General features: G+C 56.1%; 17 protein-coding genes. 13 read left to right on the top strand and 4 right to left on the bottom strand.

The annotated features are described in order from the left end of the window. Window positions 1-18: 18 nt before the first annotated feature. A complete protein-coding gene (locus C173_RS31000) occupies window positions 19-321 on the bottom strand; it encodes a hypothetical protein (RefSeq protein WP_036732723.1) in 303 nt (100 codons plus the stop codon). Window positions 322-393: 72 nt separating this feature from the next. Here C173_RS31000 and C173_RS30995 point away from each other — a divergent pair, with 72 nt between their 5' ends. Continuing rightward, window positions 394-591, top strand: coding sequence for a YwbE family protein (locus tag C173_RS30995; protein ID WP_036732721.1), 198 nt, complete (start codon window positions 394-396; stop codon window positions 589-591). Here C173_RS30995 and C173_RS34060 read toward each other — a convergent pair. Further along, on the bottom strand, window positions 578-1,393 hold the full coding sequence (locus C173_RS34060) for an HNH endonuclease (RefSeq protein ID WP_036732892.1): 816 nt from the start codon (window positions 1,391-1,393) through the stop codon (window positions 578-580). The two genes, C173_RS30995 and C173_RS34060, sit on opposite strands and share 14 nt — an antisense overlap. A gap of 307 nt (window positions 1,394-1,700) precedes the next feature. Between C173_RS34060 and C173_RS30985 the strand changes: the two genes are divergently transcribed. The 12 genes from C173_RS30985 to C173_RS30930 all read left to right on the top strand — a co-directional run bounded on the left by C173_RS30985 (window position 1,701) and on the right by C173_RS30930 (window position 17,837). Beyond that, complete coding sequence (locus tag C173_RS30985; RefSeq protein ID WP_036732719.1) at window positions 1,701-2,183, top strand: hypothetical protein; 483 nt, start codon at window positions 1,701-1,703, stop codon at window positions 2,181-2,183. A 52-nt stretch (window positions 2,184-2,235) separates the two neighbouring features. Next, complete coding sequence (locus tag C173_RS30980) at window positions 2,236-3,249, top strand: LacI family DNA-binding transcriptional regulator (RefSeq protein ID WP_036732717.1); 1,014 nt, start codon at window positions 2,236-2,238, stop codon at window positions 3,247-3,249. Window positions 3,250-3,358: 109 nt separating this feature from the next. Further along, the gene (locus C173_RS30975; protein ID WP_036732714.1) at window positions 3,359-4,702 is read left to right on the top strand and encodes a glycoside hydrolase family 30 protein; all 1,344 of its coding nucleotides are present in this window, start codon (window positions 3,359-3,361) and stop codon (window positions 4,700-4,702) included. Window positions 4,703-4,745: 43 nt separating this feature from the next. Continuing rightward, window positions 4,746-7,973 carry a hypothetical protein gene (locus C173_RS30970; RefSeq protein ID WP_036732712.1) on the top strand — a complete coding sequence of 1,076 codons (3,228 nt, stop codon included), beginning with the start codon at window positions 4,746-4,748 and terminating at the stop codon, window positions 7,971-7,973. A gap of 116 nt (window positions 7,974-8,089) precedes the next feature. Continuing rightward, window positions 8,090-8,797, top strand: a complete 708-nt coding sequence (locus tag C173_RS30965; protein WP_235192086.1) for a hypothetical protein — start codon at window positions 8,090-8,092, stop codon at window positions 8,795-8,797. A gap of 197 nt (window positions 8,798-8,994) precedes the next feature. Next, the gene (locus C173_RS30960; RefSeq protein WP_051478710.1) at window positions 8,995-9,948 is read left to right on the top strand and encodes an ABC transporter permease; all 954 of its coding nucleotides are present in this window, start codon (window positions 8,995-8,997) and stop codon (window positions 9,946-9,948) included. An 18-nt stretch (window positions 9,949-9,966) separates the two neighbouring features. Next, window positions 9,967-10,857, top strand: coding sequence for a carbohydrate ABC transporter permease (locus C173_RS30955; protein WP_036732706.1), 891 nt, complete (start codon window positions 9,967-9,969; stop codon window positions 10,855-10,857). A gap of 98 nt (window positions 10,858-10,955) precedes the next feature. Then, window positions 10,956-12,656, top strand: coding sequence for an extracellular solute-binding protein (locus C173_RS30950; RefSeq protein WP_036732697.1), 1,701 nt, complete (start codon window positions 10,956-10,958; stop codon window positions 12,654-12,656). 66 nt (window positions 12,657-12,722) lie between these two features. Beyond that, window positions 12,723-14,621, top strand: coding sequence for a sensor histidine kinase (locus C173_RS30945; protein ID WP_036732696.1), 1,899 nt, complete (start codon window positions 12,723-12,725; stop codon window positions 14,619-14,621). Next, on the top strand, window positions 14,614-16,197 hold the full coding sequence (locus tag C173_RS30940; RefSeq protein ID WP_036732694.1) for a response regulator: 1,584 nt from the start codon (window positions 14,614-14,616) through the stop codon (window positions 16,195-16,197). Before C173_RS30945 ends, C173_RS30940 begins: the two co-directional genes overlap by 8 nt. A 107-nt stretch (window positions 16,198-16,304) precedes the next feature. Continuing rightward, window positions 16,305-17,108 carry an aminoglycoside N(3)-acetyltransferase gene (locus tag C173_RS30935; RefSeq protein WP_036732692.1) on the top strand — a complete coding sequence of 268 codons (804 nt, stop codon included), beginning with the start codon at window positions 16,305-16,307 and terminating at the stop codon, window positions 17,106-17,108. 93 nt (window positions 17,109-17,201) lie between these two features. Then, window positions 17,202-17,837, top strand: a complete 636-nt coding sequence (locus C173_RS30930; protein WP_036732690.1) for a histidine phosphatase family protein — start codon at window positions 17,202-17,204, stop codon at window positions 17,835-17,837. A gap of 402 nt (window positions 17,838-18,239) precedes the next feature. On the opposite strand, the gene C173_RS30925 is transcribed toward C173_RS30930, so the two are convergent. Then, window positions 18,240-19,511 (bottom strand): MFS transporter, encoded by a 1,272-nt coding sequence (locus tag C173_RS30925; RefSeq protein WP_036732687.1) that lies wholly within the window; start codon window positions 19,509-19,511, stop codon window positions 18,240-18,242. Between the two features lie 5 nt (window positions 19,512-19,516). Continuing rightward, window positions 19,517-20,422, bottom strand: coding sequence for an ArsR/SmtB family transcription factor (locus C173_RS30920; protein WP_036732679.1), 906 nt, complete (start codon window positions 20,420-20,422; stop codon window positions 19,517-19,519). Window positions 20,423-20,554: the final 132 nt, after the last annotated feature.

Below are 20,554 nucleotides of genomic sequence, written 5' to 3'. Positions count from 1 at the left end.
TCCGCAGTCTGCCGTTCATCAGAGCATACGGAAGCGTTCCAGGTGCTCCCATAAGCCCTCCTGCCTGAGAATCTCCGCCTGCTTCGGGCCCATGAGGTCGAAGTGGGGGAACGGCTGGCGGTTATGAATATACCGCGTCGGGAGACCGTGCTTCCTGCACCACTCCCGCAGGCGGGGCAGATCGCTGCAGCCCACCTTGGTGACTGTTGTGATCTCAGGGTAGCGTTTATCGATCCAGTAATGGGTCAGGAACGCAATCTCCCCTGCGGAGACGGCCTGTTTCCAGCGGGTTAATTCCGCCCGGTTGATTCCAAAAGCCATGGCTGTTCATCCTTATCTGTAAGAGAAAGTAGACGATATATAACGCAAATATTAACGAAAGGAGAGTGTATTATGAACGGACAAGTAAGAGCGGATATCCGCCCCGGCATTCAGGTAGATATCGTACTGAAGCAGGATCAGGCGACCGGAAAGCTCACGCACGGCACAGTGAAAGACATCCTGACCAACTCGCCCCGCCATCCGCACGGGATCAAGGTGCGGCTCTCGGACGGCCAGGTTGGACGGGTCAAGAACATTACCGGCTCATGAATTGCTCCACCAACTGGTCAGCCTTCGTCTGATTGCATAAATTGCAGGCACAGACGCAGTTATCCGGCGTAGTATGCCCGCCTTTGGCGCGGGGGAGCAGATGATCGATGGTATCCCCGTATTGACCGCAGAAATAACAGGTATAGTTGTCCCTCGTCAAAATATAGGCGCGGAAGTCCTTATTGCTGTACAAGCGGCGGATCGTACGCCGGTTCACGACGATGGCTGCATGCTCCTTGACCAGCGTCACGGCAAGCTCAAGGTCGATCTCCTGATGCCAGCGGCGGCCCTTATCGCTGTGCCCGCGCATGAGAATCATGCCCTTGGCCGAAGGAATCAGGGCAGAAGCATCCTGCGGATCGGGCTTCGGCCCGCGCTGCTGCGGAAGGCTGCGCCCGGTCTCGGCGGCATGCCGGGGACGCGCCTTGCCCTTAAGGCCTGGCGCTCCCGCGCTGCCTCTGGCGTCCCGGGCACGTTCCGGCCGGGAGGCTGGACGGGGCTGGGCCATGGGCGGCTTTGCCTTCTCGGGCGCAGCTGCCTTGGAGATAGAGACCGGCCCCTTGTCCCGCTTGAGGGGACCGGCCGGTCCGGCCTGGCGCTCCGGCAGGGCAGGGGCTACGCTTGCCCGCACTGGCGGCAAGGAAGCCTCGGCCTCGCGGAGCTTGCGGCATTCCCGGCACGCTCCGCGCCGGGACACGCCTTTGGCGCGCTTGCCTGTGCGCCGGCGGAATTCAGCGAGCGGCTTAAGCTGATGGCAGTACGCGCATTTTTTGGATGGAGGTAGAGTTGTAATCTCAGTCATAAGTGTACTTGGCAGAAGCAGCCTTAAGCCGCAACCGTCCAATCCCTTCTGTATTGTGAATGATAAATGCATCTGCTTGCATGCGTCCGCTTTAATGTCAGGAGTTGTCCTAATTGATACTAGTATAGCGTAAACCGCAGACATTCACACAGCAGGCACATCATGCAAATTTTCCGGAGTGTGATTTCTTTCCCGGCAATCTTGAGGAGAAATCTGTAAAATCTCAATAAAGCATAGGCGCTAACCAGAAATAGCCCTAATCCGTAGCCGGAAAATAGGTGCCTGAAATGGGGAATGAGGAATGAGGATGAACGCTGCTAAAAAAATGCCAGGTGCTGTTAGGGTGCTGCTGGTACTTCAAGGGTTTTTGGGCTTGGGGGCCATCGCAGGCGGGCTGGCGCTGCTAACTGATCCCAGCGGGGAATTGCTCGGCATGCCGGCCTCTGCAATGGTACGAATGCCCTTTCACAGCTTTGCCGTCCCTGGGCTGCTGCTGTTGTTCGTGTTCGGCGTGCTCCCGCTGCTCGTGCTGTACGGTCTCTGGAAGCAGCCGCAGTGGGCTTGGAGCTACGCCTTGACACCGTTCAAGGAGCGGCATGCGGCCTGGAGCTTTTCGCTCTATATCGGCTTCGGCCAGATTATCTGGATTATGGTGCAGACCTACATGTGGAACATGGTCAGCTTGATTCATGTGTTCTATATGTCACTTGGAATGGTGATTCAGATCTTGACGCTGCTGCCTGAGGTCCAAAGATATTTTATGCTGGACGGCCGTGCCGAAAGAAGTTAGAATGTCAGTGAACATAAAAGGGCTTTCATTGAGCTGCGGGAGTGAACCGGAAATGACCACGATATACGATATTGCCAAAAGGACCGGCTACTCACCAACCACAGTGTCCAAGGCGTTCAATAACTATTCCGATGTGCGGGAGAAGACGCGTGAGGAGATTCTGCGTACCGCCCGGGAGATGGGGTATCTTCCCAATGCGCATGCACGTACACTGACGACCAAGAAATCCTGGACCATCGGTGTGCTGTTTGTGGAGAATACGGGGGCGGGAATCCGCCATCCTTTTTTCAGCGCAGTGATTGAGAGCTTCAAGCAGGTTGCCGTAGCCAAGGGCTATGCCCTCATGTTCATCTCGAAGGATGTAGGCGGCAAGCAGAGCGGATATCTGGAGAACTGCCGGATTCGCGGCGTCGACGGGGTGGTAGTGTTCCTCTCTGATTATGATGACCCGTATTTCCGGGAGCTGCTGGAGAGTGATATTCCGACCGTGGTGCTCGATTTCGAGACGGAGCTGTCGCATACAGTCTGCTCGGATAACATGACGGGTGCGCTGCAGGCCGTGGATTATCTGGTCAGTCTTGGACACCGCCGGATTGCCCATATCTCGGGAGGCGGGAACACCTATCCGGGACAGCAGCGGGAGCTGGGGTACAGAACGGCTATGAAGCAGCAGGATCTTGAGGTGCCGGATGAATATGTGGCCGAGGGAGCCTTCTACGCGCTGGAGAATGGTTATGGTGCAATGAAGCGTCTGCTGGCGTTGCCGCAGCGGCCGACGGCTGTTTTTGCTTCGGGTGACTTGCTGGCCCTGGGTGCGGTAATGGCGGCTAAGGATCAGGGGCTTGCGGTGCCGGAGGATGTCTCGGTGATGGGCTATGACGACATTGAGCTTGCCGGATACGTTACGCCTGCGCTGACCACTGTACGCCAGAATACTGAGATGTTGGGGACCCGGGCGGCGGAGCTGCTGCTGGCATCTATGAACGGTCCAGGTACGGCTCAGGAAGCACTTGTGCTGCCTGTGGAGATTATTGTGAGGGATTCCTGCGCACCGCCGCGCATGTGATGAAGGTGCGTACATTCAGGAATACCTTTTTTTTCGGCAAAATCGAAACCGGTTTCGATTTCTTTCGTCCCTGGTTTCGCCTGGCAAAAATAATAAAGGAGTGATAGACATGACAACCGTTCAAACCGTAGTCACCGCCAAAGATACAGGAGATCGCCTGAGTCGCAAGGATGGCATTCAGTTTAGCGCAGAGGGCGCAGCGGCAAAAGCAGATATCGTGCTGCACCCGGAGCAGGCGTTCCAGACCATTATTGGTTTTGGCGGCGCATTCACAGAAGCAGCGGCGTATACCTTGTCCCGGATGAGTCCAGCGAAGCGTACAGAGGTCATCCGGCGGTACTTTGACCCGGTAGACGGGCTGAATTACAGTATGGGCCGTGTGCATATCCATAGCTGCGACTTCGCACTCGGTAATTATACGTATGTGGAGGATGGGGATACGGAGCTTAAGACCTTCGATATCTCGCGTGATCATAAGTGGGTGCTGCCGCTGATTAAGGATGCCATGGAGGTCCGGGGCGGACCGTTCACCATGCTGGCCTCCCCGTGGAGCCCGCCCGCCTGGATGAAGACGAACGGGGAGATGAACAACGGCGGCTCGCTGAAGCCGGAGTATGCGCCGGTCTGGGCGCGGTATTATACCAAATTCATCGAGGCCTACCGCAAGGAAGGCGTTCCGGTCTGGGCCGTCTCAGTGCAGAATGAGCCGGCAGCGGTGCAGACCTGGGATTCCTGTGTGTACAGTGCTGAGGAAGAGCGTGATTTTGTCAAAAACCATCTCGGCCCCGTGATGCACGAAGCCGGAATGGGCGATGTGAACATCGTGATCTGGGATCATAACCGCGACATTATGGTCGAGCGCGTGACCCCGATTCTGTCGGACCCGGAAGCTGCACAGTATGTCTGGGGGACCGGTATCCACTGGTATGGCGGCGAGGAGTTCGGCAACGTGGAGCAGGTGCATGAGCTTTTCCCGGATAAGCATGTGCTGTTCACCGAGGGCTGTCAGGAGGGCGGCGTGCGTCTGGGCGAATGGTTCACGGGTGAGCGCTACGGCCGCAATATGATCGGCGATCTGAATGCCTGGACCGAAGGTTACCTGGACTGGAATCTGGTGCTGGATGAGACGGGCGGGCCGAACCATGTGGGCAATCTCTGCGATGCTCCGGTGATCGCGGATACGGCTACTGACGAGGTCCACTACAACAGCTCGTATTACTACATCGGGCATTTCAGCAAATTCATCGCCCCGGGTGCGGTGCGGATCGGGCTTGAATCGGCAGCGGCAGATGTGCTGTCGGCTGCGTTCCGCAATCCGGACGGCAGTCTCGCTGTGGTGCTGATGAACGAAGGCGGGCAAGCACGTACGCTGACGCTGGGACTGGGCGCTGAGACCGCCGAATGCACGCTGCCTGCGCACTCTATCGCGACACATCTGATTACGCAGGGGTAGGCCTGCACTGCAAGCATTCATTGATATTTTAGGAGGAGTAAATATGAGCCGTTATACTTTTGACTCAGGAAAATTTGTGATCAAGCAGTTCCATGAAGGCAAGCCGTTCGCCAGCTTCCTGCCGGGCCTTGCCGGACTGAAGGGGATACCGATGTGGACATTCTATGTGAACCGCGGCCAAGGGATTAGCAGCTTCGGCGTGCGGGACAAAAACTCGCCGATCATGGAGTTCTCGCCGGCCAATATCTCCTACAAGAATGTAACATCGACCGGCTTCCGCACCTTCATCAAGCTGAAGGGGAACGCAGAGATCTATGAACCGTTCCAGTCGGCCCGCCCGGACCAGGCAGCCCAGCGGATCATGACCATTCTGCCGAACGGACTGACCATTGAGGAATCGCATGCCGGACATGGCCTGAAGACCACAGTCCACTATTTCAACCTTCCGGGGGATGATTATGCCGCGCTGGTCCGTCAGGTGGAGATTCAGAATATCGGCGGAGTTGAACTTGCGCTTGAACTGCTGGACGGTCTGCCGGAGGTGCTTCCGTTCGGAGTGGCGAACGGAGGCTATAAGGAGATGGGGAACCTTCTCCGCAGCTGGATGGATGTGTTCAACCTTGAGCACGGGATTCCGTTCTACAAGCTGCGCTCCGGCACGAATGACGATGCCGAAATCGGCAAGATCGAGAGCGGGCATTTCTATCTCTCCTCCACGGCGGAAGGAGAGCTGCTCCGCCCGCTTGTAGATTATGAAGTGATCTTTGGCGGAAATACGTCACTGACCTATCCTGACCGCTTCGCGGCGCTTCCGCTGGCCGAGCTGCTGGCACAGGCGCAGTATCCGGTCAACAAGGTGCCGTGCGGATTTAGCGGCACTGCCCGGACGCTTGCCCCCGGGGCTTCGCTGAAGCTGAACACCATCATCGGGCATGTAAATGATATTGCCCGGATTAATGAACGGACGGCGGAGCTGTGCCGTGAGGAGTATTTTGCCGCCAAGTCCCTTGAAGCTGCCGCACTGACCGAGGAGTTAACTGCGGATATCGCCACCCGGACGTCCTCGCCGATCTTTGACGCGTATTGCCGCCAGTCCTATCTCGACAATTTCCTGCGCGGGGGATATCCGTTTATCTTTGACAATGGGGAAGAGGGCTTCGTGGTCCATCTCTACTCCCGCAAGCATGGCGATATGGAACGGGATTATAACTTCTTCTCGCTGGCCCCCGAATATTATTCGCAGGGGAACGGGAATTTCCGCGATATGAACCAGAACCGCCGCAACGACGTCTTTTTCCATCCCAAGGTGGGCAGCTTCAATATCAAAATGTTCTATAGCCTGATTCAGGCAGACGGCTACAACCCGCTCAGTGTACAGGGCACCAGCTTCGAGATTCTGCCGGGTGCGGAGGAGCAGCTTAAGGCATGGCTGACCGGGGCGCTTGCAGAGCAGCATGCGGGACTTACTCAGCTCCTGGCCGGACGCTTCACCGCAGGCAGTCTGATTAACTATATTGCCGATCAGCAGATCGTGTTAACCCTAAGTGAGCAGGAATTCCTCAGCGGGGTGCTTGCGTTGTCGCAGCAGAACATTGAAGCCGCCTTCGGCGAGGGGTTCTGGTCGGATCACTGGACGTATAACCTGGACCTGGTGGAAGGCTATCTGGATATTTATCCTGAGCGCCTTGGAGAGCTGCTGTTCGGGGATGAGACGTATGCGTTCTACGACTCTCCGGCCTATGTCCTGCCGCGCAGCGAGAAGTACGTGATCAGCGGCGGCAAGGTGCGGCAGTTCGGAGCTCTGCTGGAGGATGAGGAGAAGCTGCATAAGCTGAAGCGCAAGGCATCCGGTACCGAGTGGCTGCGCACACAAGGCGGGCACGGGGAGATCTACCGGACCAGTCTGTTTGTGAAAATGCTGTCGCTCGCCCTGAACAAATTCGCCACGCTTGATCCATACGGTATGGGTGTGGAGATGGAGGCGAACAAGCCGGGCTGGAACGATGCGATGAACGGACTGCCGGGCCTGATGGGCTCGGGCATGAGCGAGACACTGGAGCTGAAACGGATGCTGGTCTTCATGGTGGAAGCGCTGGAGAACAGTGCCGGGCTTCCTTCCACAGTGGCTCTTCCATCGGAGATTGCGGCGCTGCTCACACAGGTAGGCCAGGCTGTAACGGAAGTGCTGGACGGTTCGCTGGCTGAGTTCCCGTATTGGGACCGTGTGGCCGCAGCGCGTGAGGCATACCGGGCGTCCGTTCGGTTCGGGATCACGGGCGAGACCGGCGAAGTCTCCCTTGAAGTGATCCGCGGAATGCTGGAGCAGTGGCTGCACAAAGTGGATCAGGGGATTGCGCGTGCGGTAGACATGGTCGGCGGACTGGTGCCAACCTATTTCCGTTTCGAGGCTACGCGCTTCCGGCCGGTCACGGATGCTGCCGGCGAGCCGGTCATCAGCGGCTATGGACTGCCGAAGGCAGTCGTAGAAGAATTCGAGGCTTCGGCGCTGCCGTATTTCCTGGAAGGCCCAACCCGCTGGCTGAAGACACTGGAGGATCAGCAGACCGCCAAGGCTATCTACAGCAAGGTGAAGCGGAGCGGGCTGTTCGATCCGGTCACCTCGATGTACCGGACTTCGGTATCACTGGAGGAAGAGGGGCATGAGATCGGACGCATCCGGGCGTTCACCGCAGGCTGGCAGGAGCGGGAATCGAACTTCCTGCACATGTCCTATAAATACTTGCTTGAGCTGCTGAAGGCGGGACTGTATGAAGAATTCTACAGTGAGCTGAGAACGTCGCTGATCCCGTTCCTTGATCCTGAGGTATACGGACGCAGCACGCTGGAGAATTCGTCGTTCATCTCCACCGGCGGCAACCCCGACCCTGCCACACATGGCAGAGGGTTCGTGGCCCGGCTGAGCGGATCCACGGCCGAGTTCCTGAGCATGTGGAGAACGATGATGGCAGGCAGCAGCCTGTTCGCTACCCGGGATGGCGAATTAACGCTGGCGCTGCATCCGGCTCTTCCCGGCTGGCTGTTCGACGAGCAGGGAGAGGTCTCCTTCAAGCTGCTGGGCAGCACGGAAGTGACGTATGTGAATCCGCGTCATGCGGATACCTTCGGCGACAGCAAGGCAGTTATTCAGACGCTGGCACTGACCTTCCGGGACGGTATGGAGCGCGTGATTACCGGCGGCTTGCTGCGCGGCGCAGATGCCGAAGCCTTGCGGCGCGGGGAGATTGCCGCGATCCGTGCGGTAATGGAATAACGGGCATAGATAGTAATGGGGAGGAGGTCCTTAGGGGCCTCCTTTCTGATGTATAAGAAGTCTGGATTGAATGCGAAATACAGAATACAATGGCTGATGTGAAGTTGCTTATAATAATGGGTATACATCTGTTAACAGGAGAGGGGCAGGATGAAGGAATGAGCGAGCTTAAGATCGGACTGATTGAGAAATACTCCATGATTATTCCCGCCGCTGAACGGGAGACGTGGGAGGCTAAAGGCTGGACGGAAGAAAGTTCGTTCAGGGACTTCCACTATGAAGCGGAGGAAGGCGAGGCGATGATGACCGCCAGACCCCGGACGATGACAGAGATGGACAAGGACGCGCTGCTGGGCAGCAGGGCAGTGGGATTCTCTACCCATCTGGGAACCTATGGCATGGGAGGTCCCGGGTTCTTCGGACTGCTGCTGGAGAAGGAAGGCGTTAGACAGTATCTCGTATATGCCGTCTGGGCATCGGGCCAATATATTCTGCTGGACGGCAGAGTGATTGAATGCCACCTGAATTATAACAAGAGCCACCGGCCGTGGATATCCAGCTGGGCAGGGAAGCCTGAGGAAGAGCAATGGGATGAGCTGACGGCAAAAGTAACGGGGAGCGTGGTGTCCGCTGTCTGTCTGACCGATGAGGAGCTGCGGCTTGAGCTGACGCAGGAGGGGGCGCGATCCCAGCTTGTTTTCTACAAATACCATCAGGATCTGCCCCCGCTGGGAAACGGCCAGCCCCGCAAGCCTGCCTTTGAGGACGGCGTGATCGGTGACTATCTTGTTTTGTCGGAGGAGCATGCGGTTCTGCATGTGTAAGAGGCTCGGCTTGGGGAGCCCAGAAGAATACTCCAAGCCGAAATATGAGCCCCTAAATACGAAATATGAGGCCTTTTACCGTATACCTAAAACGCATACAATACTTACATAGAGATGAAAACGCTTCACATAAACAGATAGGTATCCTGGAGGTCCACACGATGGAGAACAAACGAAATACCAAGCAGGACCCGGTCATGGGTCCGCTCATTCCGGCGTCAATCGAAACCGGTTCAGGTCGGAAACATTCACTCTGGAGGAAATTTGTAGCCCAGCGGCATTTGCAGACGATGGCCCTGCTTGGCGTAGCCTGGATGATTGTATTCAACTACATTCCAATCTATGGCCTGATTATTTCCTTCAAGGAGTACAACATCGTCAAATCGATTGCCGAAGCCCCCTGGGTGGGCCTGCAGCATTTCAGGGAATTATTCGACGACGACGAGTTGCCCAATGTTATACGCAATACGCTGGGAATCAGTCTGATCAAGCTGATTATCGGATTCCCGCTGCCGATTATCTTCGCTTTATTTCTTAATGAGGTCCGTTCCCTCCGGTATAAGAAGGCGATTCAGACGATCTCCTATCTGCCGCATTTCCTCTCCTGGGTCGTGCTTGGCGGGATTCTGGCCACCTGGCTGGCCGATGTGGGGATTATCAATAGTATCCTGATGGCGCTGCACCTCATTGACCAGCCGATTACGTATCTGGCCGAGCCAAGCTACTTCTGGACCATTATCATTAGCTCCGACATCTGGAAAGAGCTGGGATGGTCAGCCATTATCTATCTGGCGGCGATCGCCGGTGTCTCTCCGGAGATGTATGAGGCGGCGACGATTGACGGAGCCGGGCGGTTCCAGAAAATGTGGTTCGTTACGCTGCCGTCCGTCCGGGGCACGATCAGCATTCTGTTCATTCTCGCGGTCAGCGGAGTGCTGAGCTCCAACTTCGACCAGATTCTGGTGCTGCGCAACTCGCTGAATGAAAGTGCTTCTAACGTCATTGACTATTATATTTATCAGACAGGTATTGTCTCTAACCGCTTCTCCTACTCTGCGGCGGTCACTCTGGTTAAGGCGGTCATTGCACTGATTCTGCTGCTGATTGCTAACCAGGTATCCAAAAAAATCAACGACACGTCGCTGTTCTAGAACAAGGAGGATCTATCTATGTTTGCACTCAAACGCAGAACCAAAGGCGAAGTCATCTTCGACATCATCAATAATCTGGTCATGCTCTGCGTCTGCTTCCTGACGCTCTATCCGATCTGGTATGTGCTGGTCAACGCCTTCAATGACGGCAATGACGCCATGCTGGGCGGAATCTACTGGTGGCCGCGCATCATCACACTGAAGAACTTCGAGGCGGTCTTCGCAAGTCCGGGCATTATGCTGGCGATGGCCATTACCGTAGCCAAGACAGTAGTCGGTGTTGCCGTGCATGTATTCTTCACAGCAATGGTCGCGTATGCTCTATCCCGCAGGGATCTGGTGGGCGGCAAAATCTACATTCTGATCGGTACGGTCACCCTGTTCTTCAACGGCGGGCTAATCCCGACCTTCCTGCTGAACCGCGACCTGCATCTGCTGGATAACTTCCTGGTCTATATCATCCCGGTGATGTTCAGCTTCTTCGACCTCATTATCTTCATGACCTTCTTCCGGGAAATTCCGGATGGTCTGGATGAAGCGGCGCGGATTGACGGGGCCAACGACTGGTCGATTCTGCTGCGGATTGTGCTGCCGGTCTCCATGCCGGTCATTGCCACCATCGCCCTGTTCCACGGAGTCTACCAGTGGAATGATTATTTTACAGGCATTATCTACATCAACAACGTGGATCTTCAGCCGATTCAGACCTATCTGTTCCGGGTCGTGGCCCAATCCAGCTCCAATACCATGATGACCGCTGTCCAGGGCAGCGCGGCCACAAGAACGGTCACCTCACAGTCGATCAAGCTGGCCACCATGGTCGTGACCACACTGCCAATCGTATTCGTCTATCCGTTCCTGCAGCGTTATTTCGTCAAAGGTATGATGATTGGTTCGATTAAGGGCTAAGTATCTGCAAGCCACAGGTAACTCCTCCAACGCCCGGGTGTCTGAAGGGCTACGGGGTTGAGCTTATAAATATTATGATCTAGAAAAGGGGTAAACAAATGGGCATGAAACATAAGCCGAAGAAAACGGTCCTGCTGATGTTGGGACTCATGCTGGCCTTATCTGCAACGGGCTGTGGTAACAGCAATAATGCTTCATCCGGAAACAAGGCGAATGACAAGCCGGCGAACACGGAGGCTACGGCGGCACCTGCAACAGACGCTGCAACTCCGGCACCTGCGGCTTCGGCCGATGAACCGGGCTGGAAGAGCGATACTTCACCGATTACCTTTGACTGGTATCTGAACTTTGCCTGGTTCCCGAATAAATGGGGTGTAGACCCTACTTCCCAATATGTGACCAAGAAGACCGGCGTTAACCTTAACTTCATCGTGCCTGCAGGCAATGAGAACGAGAAGCTGAACACGCTGATTGCTTCCGGCAAGCTGCCGGATTTCATTACCCTTGGGTTCTGGGAAGATGCGATCAAAAAAATGATTGAAGGCGATCTGGTTCTTCCGCTGAACAAGCTGGCCGATGAATATGACCCGTACTTCTACAAAGTATCGGATAAGGATAAGCTCGGCTGGTACACTCAGCCGGACGGCAATGTCTACGGGTATCCGAACTCCTCGTCCTCCCCGGCTGATTATAAGCAATATGGCGACGCCTATGTATCCAACCAGACCTTTGCGGTTCGCAAGGATATCTATGAAGCGATCGGCAGCCCGGATATGCGTACTCCTGAAGGTTTCCTCGCCGCGCTGAAGGCTGCGAAGGAGAAATTCCCTGAGGTGAACGGCCAGCCGCTGATCCCGCTGGGGCTGCATGAGTTTAAAGAGACCGGCAACGACTCGCTGGAAGGCTACATTCAGAACTTCCTGAACATTCCTTGGGAAAAGGACGGCAAGGTCTATGACCGTGAGACGGATCCGGAGTATGTCCGCTGGATGAAAACGCTCCGCCAGGCCAACCAGGACGGGCTCTTGGCCAAGGATATCTTCATTGACAAGCGTGCGCAGATGGAAGAGAAGATCGTACAAGGGCGCTACTTCGCCATGCTGTATCAGCGCACAGACTTCGCTTCCCAGCTCGGTACGATTTTCCAGAAGAACCCTGAGCAGGTGTACATTGCAGTTGACGGACCGGCCAACACCAAGATGGACCCTCCGGCCCTGGACGGCCCCGGAATCTCAGGCTGGACGGTGACCCTGATCTCCAAGAACGTGAAGGATAAAGCGCGTGCGATTAAATTCCTCAGCTATCTGAACAGTGAAGAAGGCCAAAAGGATCTTTTCCTGGGTGAAAAAGGGGTCAGCTATGATACAATTGACGGCAAGGACCAATTCCTGCCTGAAGCGCTGAAGCTGATGAACAGTGACCGCGGAGCCTTTGATAAGCAATACGGTTCATCCTTCACCTTCTGGATGATGCAGAACACCAATATTACCGAACAATGGAAGCCGGAATCTGTGGAGCCTTACAAGCAACTGGAAGACTGGACAAAGGGCAAATCCGTCAATACCTCTGAATTCCAATTGATTGACCCTACCGGCAACTCGCCGGAAGGCATTATCGCTACCAAACTGAAGGAACTGCGCGGTAAAACACTGCCGAAACTGCTGATGGCGGATTCCGATGCAGACTTCGATAAGATCTGGAGCGATTATCTCGCCAAGAAAGAAAAGGACGGCCAGGCGACCTTCGATGCCTACCGCCAGACGAAATATGAAGAGAACAAAAAGAAACTCGGAATGTAAGTTTTTAAATATAAGACCCATTGGCCCGCAGACTGCGGGCTTTTGGGCTATTTTCAAGAGGTGAGCATGCGCGAACGAACAGGGGCATTATGGAATTCCTTCCGCTATTGGTGGGGGCGGAGGTCACTGCAGAGCCGGCTGATTGCTGCATATATCTTCATTATTCTGGGACCCAGCCTGCTGGTGTCCCTCTATTCGTACAGAGCGATCAATAATACTTATAAGCGTGATTCTATTGAGAAGAACAGCTATCTCCTCCAGATGGAGAAGCTGTATGTGCTCAACCAGATTGAAGCGATGGAACGGGTCGCCCAGATGGCTTCCTCGGATAAAGGGGTGGAGAGCTATCTGGTCAGCGAGGATGAGCCTTCGCTTGGAGAACTGATCGATTTCAATACAACTACCTTTGTGAGCTTGAGCCAGATGCAATTCAATAATCCGAATATTGAGCATCTGCGGCTGTTCTCCAGCAATAAGAATGTGCATGAGCTGTGGCCGGTTATTTTCAGTGAGGACCGGGTATCGATGGAACCGTGGTTTCAAAAAGCGCTGCAGATGGAGGGACAGCATTACTGGTCCTTTCAGAAGCGGGATCCCGACCTCATGAAGCGCTACGCAGGGGAGGTGGAGGCTGGTCCGGCCAAGGTGTCGCTGCTTAAAGAGAAAAGCATTCCTGCCGGGCATCATGTCGGGATGGTGCAGGTCGATATGCAGCTGAGCAAGTTCGCACCTAAGGCATTCACCTCTGTGCAGGACAATGAATCGCAGATGATGATCGCAGATGAGGAGCTGAACCTGTTCACCCGGACGGACCACTCCTTCTTGGAGGAGAATCCGGGACTCTCTGCGGCCGTTAAAGAACGGCTGGATGTCTACCGTAAGATGGGCGGATGGGAGATGGATTACGAGGAGAACGGGAATTCATTCCTGCTGATTCAAGCGCCGCTGGAGCAGATTAATGCTTCCCTGGTCACGGTGGTCTCCATGAAGGGATTAATGAAGGATATTTCGCGTACCCGCAACCTGATTATTGGGGCGAATATCGTTTTTATTTTCCTGGTAACGGTCATTGCCTATATCATGAACGCATTTATTCTGAAGAATCTCCGCCGCCTGACCGAGACGATGAAGAAGGTCCGCAGAGGTGAGCCTTACGGCAGCATCCGGGTCAACGGCGGCGGTGAGGTCGGGGAGCTGGCCCATCATTTCTCGAAGCTGCTGAATACGATCAATACGCTGGTGGCCCAGGCGGTCCATAAGCAGGCGCTCTCCAAGGAAGCGGAGCTGCGCACCCTGCATAATCAGATCGATGCCCACTTTCTCTATAATACGCTGGAGAATATCAAGATGCTGGCCGAAATCGAGAACCAACGGACCATCTCGGATGCATTGACCCGGCTGGGCGGCATGATGCGTTATAATTTCAAGTGGAGCGGAGAATACGTCAAGCTGAGGGACGAGATCCGCCATATTGAGAATTATGTGGAGGTTATGAACATCAGGTTCGAGCATACCATCCGGTTAGAGCTGGATATTGACAGCGCTTATCTGGAAGTGGAGGTGCTTAAAATGTCGCTGCAGCCGATTGTCGAGAACAGTGTGAAGCATGCCTGGAATGCGGACGGAGTCGAGCTTAAGGACCGCGTGGTGCGGATTGATCTGACGGAGGTCGGGACGGAGATTCTAATTGTCGTGCGCGACAATGGTCTGGGACTGACGCCGGAGCGGCTGCTGGCGCTGCATGAGGCGATCTATGCGAAAGAGGAGCCTGGAGCGGACGCTTCCGGGATCAGCAGCGGAGGATATAAGGCGGGCGGCGTCGGACTGCGCAATGTGCACCAGCGGCTGCAGCTATTCTACGGTGAAGCCTACGGGCTGGAGGTACAGAGCGAAGCGGGAAAATGGACGGCCGTGTACATGTCACTGCCCAAAGTTCTATTGACGGGGGATAACAGCTATGACTAATCTGCTGATTGTGGATGATGAAAAAATGATCCGTTTAGGCCTGAAGGCGATGATTGAACGGGAATATCCGGCTGTCTACAGCATATCGATGGCGGGCAACGGCGCGGAAGCACTGGAGCTGTACAAACAGGAGCGGCAGGATGTGATTATCACCGATATCCGGATGCCGATCATGGACGGAATTACACTGCTGGCGCGGCTGTCTGCGGAAGCAGCGGCGGATGGGGCTCCGGCTGTCATTATACTCAGCGGCCATGATGATTTCGAATATGCCAAAAGCGCGATCCGCTACCGCGTCAAGGATTATCTGCTGAAGCCGATCCGCCGTGAGGAGCTGTTCGAGATTCTGGAGCGGATAGCCAAGGAAGGGGAAGAGCGGGAATTCAGCAGCCACAAGCAGCTGCAGGAAGCAGAGGGCTACCGCCGCGAGCTGCGGGCGGCCCGTCTGCGCAGCCTCCTGATGCAGCAGGAGGGCGAGGTATCGTCTGCGCAGCATGAGGAGCTTGCGGGGCTTGAAGTGCCTTTTACAGTAGGAGTGCTGAACTATTATCACAGTGACGGTACACGGATGAAGCCTGCAGAAGTGCAGGGGCTGCTGGAGCAGCTGGGCGGACCGCTAGAGCACAAATTCAAGGAGATTCTGACGGACGGAGACGGGAAGCTGGTGCTGGTCGGTGGCGGGGAGAGCTTCCTGGAGCTGGCCAAGAGGGCCGAGTCCAAGGAGCTTACGCGGCTGCTGCTCGGAATCAGCAGGGAGAGCCGCAGCGCCGGGCAGTTCCGCGCCTGTTATCTGGAGGCTTGCCGGGCGCTGCAATATACCTTCCTGTCGCCGCAGGCCAGCTTCGTGGACTATGCGGATATTCAGGCTGGACGGCTGAGCTTCCCGCTCCCGGAGGAAGAGCTGCGGAAGCTGCTTAATATGCTGGGAACCGGGCGGGAGAAGGAAATCAAGGCGCTGCTTGGCGTTATTTTTCAGACGGAGCATCTGCTGAGGCTGGATCTGAGCTACCTGGAGAATGTAGGACGGAGTATGAATGAACGCGTACTGGATGAGGTGTTCCGTACGCATGGCGAAGCTTCGGTGGAGGTGCTGAAGCTCTACCGCCAAGTGGGCAACCTGCATAATTTCCGCCATTTCCACGACTATTACCGTGCGCTGGAGCATCTGCTCCTGAGCGTTAACGATTATATTATAGGCATCAAATCCGCTCATACCGAGCATGCCGATATGGAGGAAGCGCTGGCGTATATCGAAGCGAATTATGCGCGTCCGCTGAACATGGCGATGGTCAGTAATTATGTGTCCCTGAACTATTCTTATTTCAGTGAGGCATTCAAGGCCTATACCGGGGAGAGCTTCGTGCTGTATCTCAAAAAAGTCCGCATCCGTCACGCCAAAGAGCTGCTGGCCGATAACCGGGTCAAGCTGGCCTCCGTCTCTGAGTCCGTCGGCTTCGAGAACAGCAAGCAGTTCGCACGGGTATTCAAGGAGCTGGAGGGCATCTCCCCCGGAGAGTACCGGGCGAAGCTGCTGATGGGGCGTTATCCCGGCCAGGCTGAGGATAAGGAGTCTTAGGATTAGAGCAGCTGCAGGAATGATAAAGAGCGGGAGTTAAGGGCCGGGTGGCAAGACTTGAGGTTCTGGTCTATGATAGGATAGATGGAAGGTCTGGAGGTATTTGTATGGAAGAGATCCAAGGAACACTGATTACGGTAGATAGGCTTGCCGCCGATTTTCGGCAGCTGGGCGTGCAAGAAGGCATGACGCTGCTGCTGCACTCCTCCTTGAAGTCACTCGGGCAGTGGGTGGCAGGCGGACCCGTTGCCGTGATCCTCGCGCTGGAGCAGGTGCTGGGCGAGGAAGGAACGCTGGTGATGCCGACGCAATCCTCGGATCTGACCGATCCGTCAGGCTGGAGCAGACCGCCGGTGCCGGAGGCCTGGTGGCCGGAGATCCGGGAGCATATGCCGGCGTATGACCCGGACCTGACGCCTATTCGCGGTATGGGGATTATCCCGGACTGCTTCCGCAAGCAGCGGGGTGTGCGGCGCAGCAGCCATCCGATTGATTCTTTTGCCGCCTGGGGGAAGCACCGGGATGTCATTATTGACAGCCATGGCCTGGAATATGCCTTCGGAGAGCGGTCGCCGCTGGCCCGGATCTATGAGCTGGGGGGAAGCGTGCTGCTGCTTGGCGTGGACCATGGGAACAATACCTCGCTGCATCTCGCGGAGCACCGGGCCGATTATGCAGGGAAGCAGGAGGTTATCGCAGGTGCTCCGATGCTGGTGGATGGCGTCCGGCAATGGGTGGAGTTCAGTGATTACAACTGGAATTCGGATGATTTCGCTCAGCTTGGCGCGGACTTTGACAAGGAGACCGGGCGGATTGCCAAGGGCTTCATTGCAGCATCTGCGGCGCAGCTGGTCCCGCAGCGGGAGATTGTCGATTATGGGGTGAAGTGGCTGGAGCGCCGCCGCAGGTAGACCCTGAATGAGACGATTGGCACATGCTGGTGTCATAGCGGCCGGAATGGTCCAATCATCGATACATAATTGGGTAAAGGGGAATAGGAATTCATGACTACAACGGTGTATATTACAAGACACGGGCAGACGGAATGGAATGTGCAGAAGCGGATGCAGGGTCATCAGGATTCGCCGCTTACGCCGCTGGGCGTCCAGCAGGCGGAGTGGCTGGGCAAGGCTATGAAGGATGTCCATCTGGACGCGGTCTATGCCAGCTCCAGCCCCCGGGCGCTGCGGACGGCAGAGATTATCCGGGGCGGGCGGGAGATCCCGCTTACCGCTTATGATGAGTTCAAAGAGATTAACCTTGGCGTCTGGGAAGGCCGGGAGGCCGGTGAGCTGGAGGAGCAGTACCCGGAGCAGCACCAGCTATTCTGGGGGGACCCGGCGCTGTTCAGCATCCAGGGCGGCGAGACCTTCGCAGCAGTGCAGGAGCGTGCGCTCGGCAAGCTGCGTGAGCTCATAGACCTGCACGAAGGCGGCACGATCCTTATTGCCACCCATACGGTAGTAGTGAAGGTGTTGATGGCTTATTTTGAAGACCGGGCCATGGACAAGCTATGGGATCTGCCCTACATTCACCCTACCTGCCTATGCAGAATTGATATTACTGACGGCGTGCCGGAGATTGTGCTGCACGGGGACACCAGTCATTATGTGACCAGTGAGGGCGGGCTGGAGTCCTGAGTAGCAGTTACTGGATAGCAGCACAGCAGGTAGAGTTACGATAAACAGGCGATGCGCATGTGGCATCGCCTGTTTGGCGTGGGGCGGCGTAAGGCGTGCGCGGGAATTTTGCACATTGTGCAACACTGGGGCTCGCTAGGGGGCAGTGTGTAGGAATCCTGCATGAAATGCAACAATGGGGCTCGATAAGAACGGCCTGTGCGGAGATCCTGCACGAAATGCAACAATCCAGCTCCCGTTAGCCCCGAATCGCCCGAAATCCTGCAAAAGCTGCAACAATGTGCCATAATCAGTAACAAATTAAGAAAAATCTTGCATAAAGTGCAACACTGGAGCTTGATAGGGGCGATCTACGCAGAGATCCTGCACGGAATGCAACACTGTCAGCTCCTTAAGGTCCATCTACATAGATGCATTGCCCGTCAGCGCAGCCTCCTGGCGCTGGCGGTCCCGCTGCTCCAGCACAGACAGGTCGCCGTCCAGCGCTTTCAGGCCGGGCAGGCGCAGGGCCACTCCGGCGTACAGCACCGGAAGAAGGCCTGCGGCAATCAAAAGCACAGGAACCCCGTACAGCTCAGCGACCGTACCGGCTGCCAAGGCGCCAATCGGCGACAGGCTCCCGCCAATCAGGAAGCGGACCGAATTCACCCGGCCCTGAAGCTGACCGGGTACGAGCCGCCCGTGCAGGGAGGAGCTTAGGGAACTGAAGAACGGCCCCATCAGCCCGGCGGCGAATACGGCGAACAAGGCGAAGGCATAGCTGGGGATGAAGCCCCACAGCATGGTGACGATACCTGACAAGCCCAGGCTGCCCAGCATGACAGCGCGCCGCTGCTTAATCTCGCCCATGATGGAGATGACCCCGAGTCCGGCGAGGTACCCAAGCGCAGAAGCTGTAGACAGCGTACCTACAGCCGCCGCATTGCGGTGCAGCACCTCGCGGACATAAGGGACCATCATCGTCCATATGGCTGTGGAGCTAAGATTGCTGACGGCAGCCATCATCATGATCGTCAGCATGGCCGGGAACCGCCGATAGAACGAGAAGCCTTCGGCTACCTCCCGCAGATAGCCGGATACGGAAACGGCAGCAGCAGGCGGCCCGGCGGGCTTGCCCATCCGGGGCAGCCACAGCAGCATGGCAATCGCAGCCATATAGCAGACGGCGTTGACCCCGAGCGCTGGCAAGGCGCCGCTGGCCGCGGTCAGGATACCGGCAAGCGCTGGACCGAGCAGCACGGCAGCGCCCTTGCAGCCGTCAATGATGGCGAAGGCGCGCATCAGCTTGCCGGTTCCGGCGATTTCCGGGATGACGGCCATGGCCGTCGGCAGGAACAGCGCGGAGCAGGCGCCGCTCAGGCTGGCGGCCGCGAACAGCTGCCAGAGCTGGAGATGGCCGGCGAGGCCCATGCCGAGCGGAAGCAGGAGCGCCAGCAGCCGCAGCACGGCAAGGCAGGCCATGAACCGCACGCGGGGCAGCCGGTCGGATAGCGGCGAGCCGAGCAGGCGCAGCACTTGCTCGGGAATCATGGAGCTGAGCGCAAGCGCCCCCATCGCTACCTTGGAGCCAGTCAGGTCATAGACCAGCCACTCCATGGCCAGCAGCCCAAAGGCGTCGCCGAAGGCGCTGAGTGAAACCGTGGATAACAATCCGTAATAGCTCCGTTTCTGCAACTTTCTCACCCCTTCAGGTAATCCTCAATTTGCCCAGGCAGATCGTCCAGAGCCTCCAGCCGCAGGCTGTAGGAGACACTTTTGCCGCTGGTGTGAACGATGACCAGACCTGCTGCGCGCAGCGCGATCAGGTGGTAGTGAATCGTGCTTTTGGACAGCTGGACCGCCTTCACAATCTCTGTGAAATTCATCTGGCTGCCGGTAAGCTGCCGGAGAATGAACAGCCGGGTCTCATCCGATAACGCCCGGGTAAGCCGCAGTAGCGCGGCAGTGGGCCGTCCTTCTTCGGGGGGAAGCGCATCACAAGAGTAGCTGGTGAACACAAACTCATCATATTGAGAGGAGATGACCAGCGGTCGGGCATGATATTGCGGAGTGATAATAACCTGCTTCAGCGTCTTAGACGGATAGAGCCGCATTCCTTCGGTAGCTGCCTCGTAGATGGCCATATCATTCGTGCCGTCCAGCATCGCTGCCCGTGCTTCGGCCTCCTGCCGCAGCCCTTCCATAATGGCCGGATCAATGCTGCTGAAATAGCTGTCATTCCACACCCGGATCACTTCAGCCGCAGCATCCCGCAGCCCGGCAAGATTCGCAGGCACACTCTGCCCGAACCGCCCGGCAATGTCGTAGAGCTCCCCCGGAGACAATTCTTCGAACCAATGCAGGAATGCCTCCGGCGTACGCTCTCCGGGACAGCTCCAGATGTAGGGGGAGAGACTGAAATTATCGGTGAGCTTCAGCACTTCCTTCATGCGCTGGAGCATGACAGGGGCAAACTGCGTCTGGACCTGGCGGACCCAGGAGGTCCCGGCATCCATAGCCGTATGATTTTGCTTGCCGATAAAAGCGTTCAGGCTGGTAATGCATTCATAGACAGGCGCGAAGTCCACAGTTACTTTATAATCCATAAGGAATTCCTGCTTTCTGGTGTAGTGGGGTTAGATATAACAGAGATAATAGATAGTGAAGGATAACTGAGCTTGGAATTAAAAAAAAGTTCTATAAACATAGAACTTATATTTGTTTTATCATAAACGAAC

Origin of the sequence: Paenibacillus sp. FSL R7-277, from assembly GCF_000517965.1 — a bacterium.
GTDB classification, from domain to species: domain Bacteria; phylum Bacillota; class Bacilli; order Paenibacillales; family Paenibacillaceae; genus Paenibacillus_AQ; species Paenibacillus_AQ silagei.
Note: the sequence above shows the minus strand (reverse complement) of the source record. Positions and strands in the feature narration are given on the sequence as shown.

Bases quoted from the DNA above. Each gene is read 5' to 3' on its own strand.
- C173_RS30930 (WP_036732690.1), top strand. From the start codon at position 17,202: ATGACTACAACGGTGTATATTACAAGACACGGGCAGACGGAATGGAAT.
- C173_RS30920 (WP_036732679.1), bottom strand. From the start codon at position 20,422: ATGGATTATAAAGTAACTGTGGACTTCGCGCCTGTCTATGAATGCATT.
- C173_RS30940 (WP_036732694.1), top strand. From the start codon at position 14,614: ATGACTAATCTGCTGATTGTGGATGATGAAAAAATGATCCGTTTAGGC.
- C173_RS30960 (WP_051478710.1), top strand. From the start codon at position 8,995: ATGGGTCCGCTCATTCCGGCGTCAATCGAAACCGGTTCAGGTCGGAAA.
- C173_RS30985 (WP_036732719.1), top strand. From the start codon at position 1,701: ATGAACGCTGCTAAAAAAATGCCAGGTGCTGTTAGGGTGCTGCTGGTA.
- C173_RS30995 (WP_036732721.1), top strand. From the start codon at position 394: ATGAACGGACAAGTAAGAGCGGATATCCGCCCCGGCATTCAGGTAGAT.
- C173_RS30945 (WP_036732696.1), top strand. From the start codon at position 12,723: ATGCGCGAACGAACAGGGGCATTATGGAATTCCTTCCGCTATTGGTGG.
- C173_RS30975 (WP_036732714.1), top strand. From the start codon at position 3,359: ATGACAACCGTTCAAACCGTAGTCACCGCCAAAGATACAGGAGATCGC.
- C173_RS30980 (WP_036732717.1), top strand. From the start codon at position 2,236: ATGACCACGATATACGATATTGCCAAAAGGACCGGCTACTCACCAACC.
- C173_RS30935 (WP_036732692.1), top strand. From the start codon at position 16,305: ATGGAAGAGATCCAAGGAACACTGATTACGGTAGATAGGCTTGCCGCC.
- C173_RS30955 (WP_036732706.1), top strand. From the start codon at position 9,967: ATGTTTGCACTCAAACGCAGAACCAAAGGCGAAGTCATCTTCGACATC.
- C173_RS30950 (WP_036732697.1), top strand. From the start codon at position 10,956: ATGGGCATGAAACATAAGCCGAAGAAAACGGTCCTGCTGATGTTGGGA.
- C173_RS30970 (WP_036732712.1), top strand. From the start codon at position 4,746: ATGAGCCGTTATACTTTTGACTCAGGAAAATTTGTGATCAAGCAGTTC.
- C173_RS31000 (WP_036732723.1), bottom strand. From the start codon at position 321: ATGGCTTTTGGAATCAACCGGGCGGAATTAACCCGCTGGAAACAGGCC.
- C173_RS30965 (WP_235192086.1), top strand. From the start codon at position 8,090: ATGGGTATACATCTGTTAACAGGAGAGGGGCAGGATGAAGGAATGAGC.
- C173_RS34060 (WP_036732892.1), bottom strand. From the start codon at position 1,393: ATGACTGAGATTACAACTCTACCTCCATCCAAAAAATGCGCGTACTGC.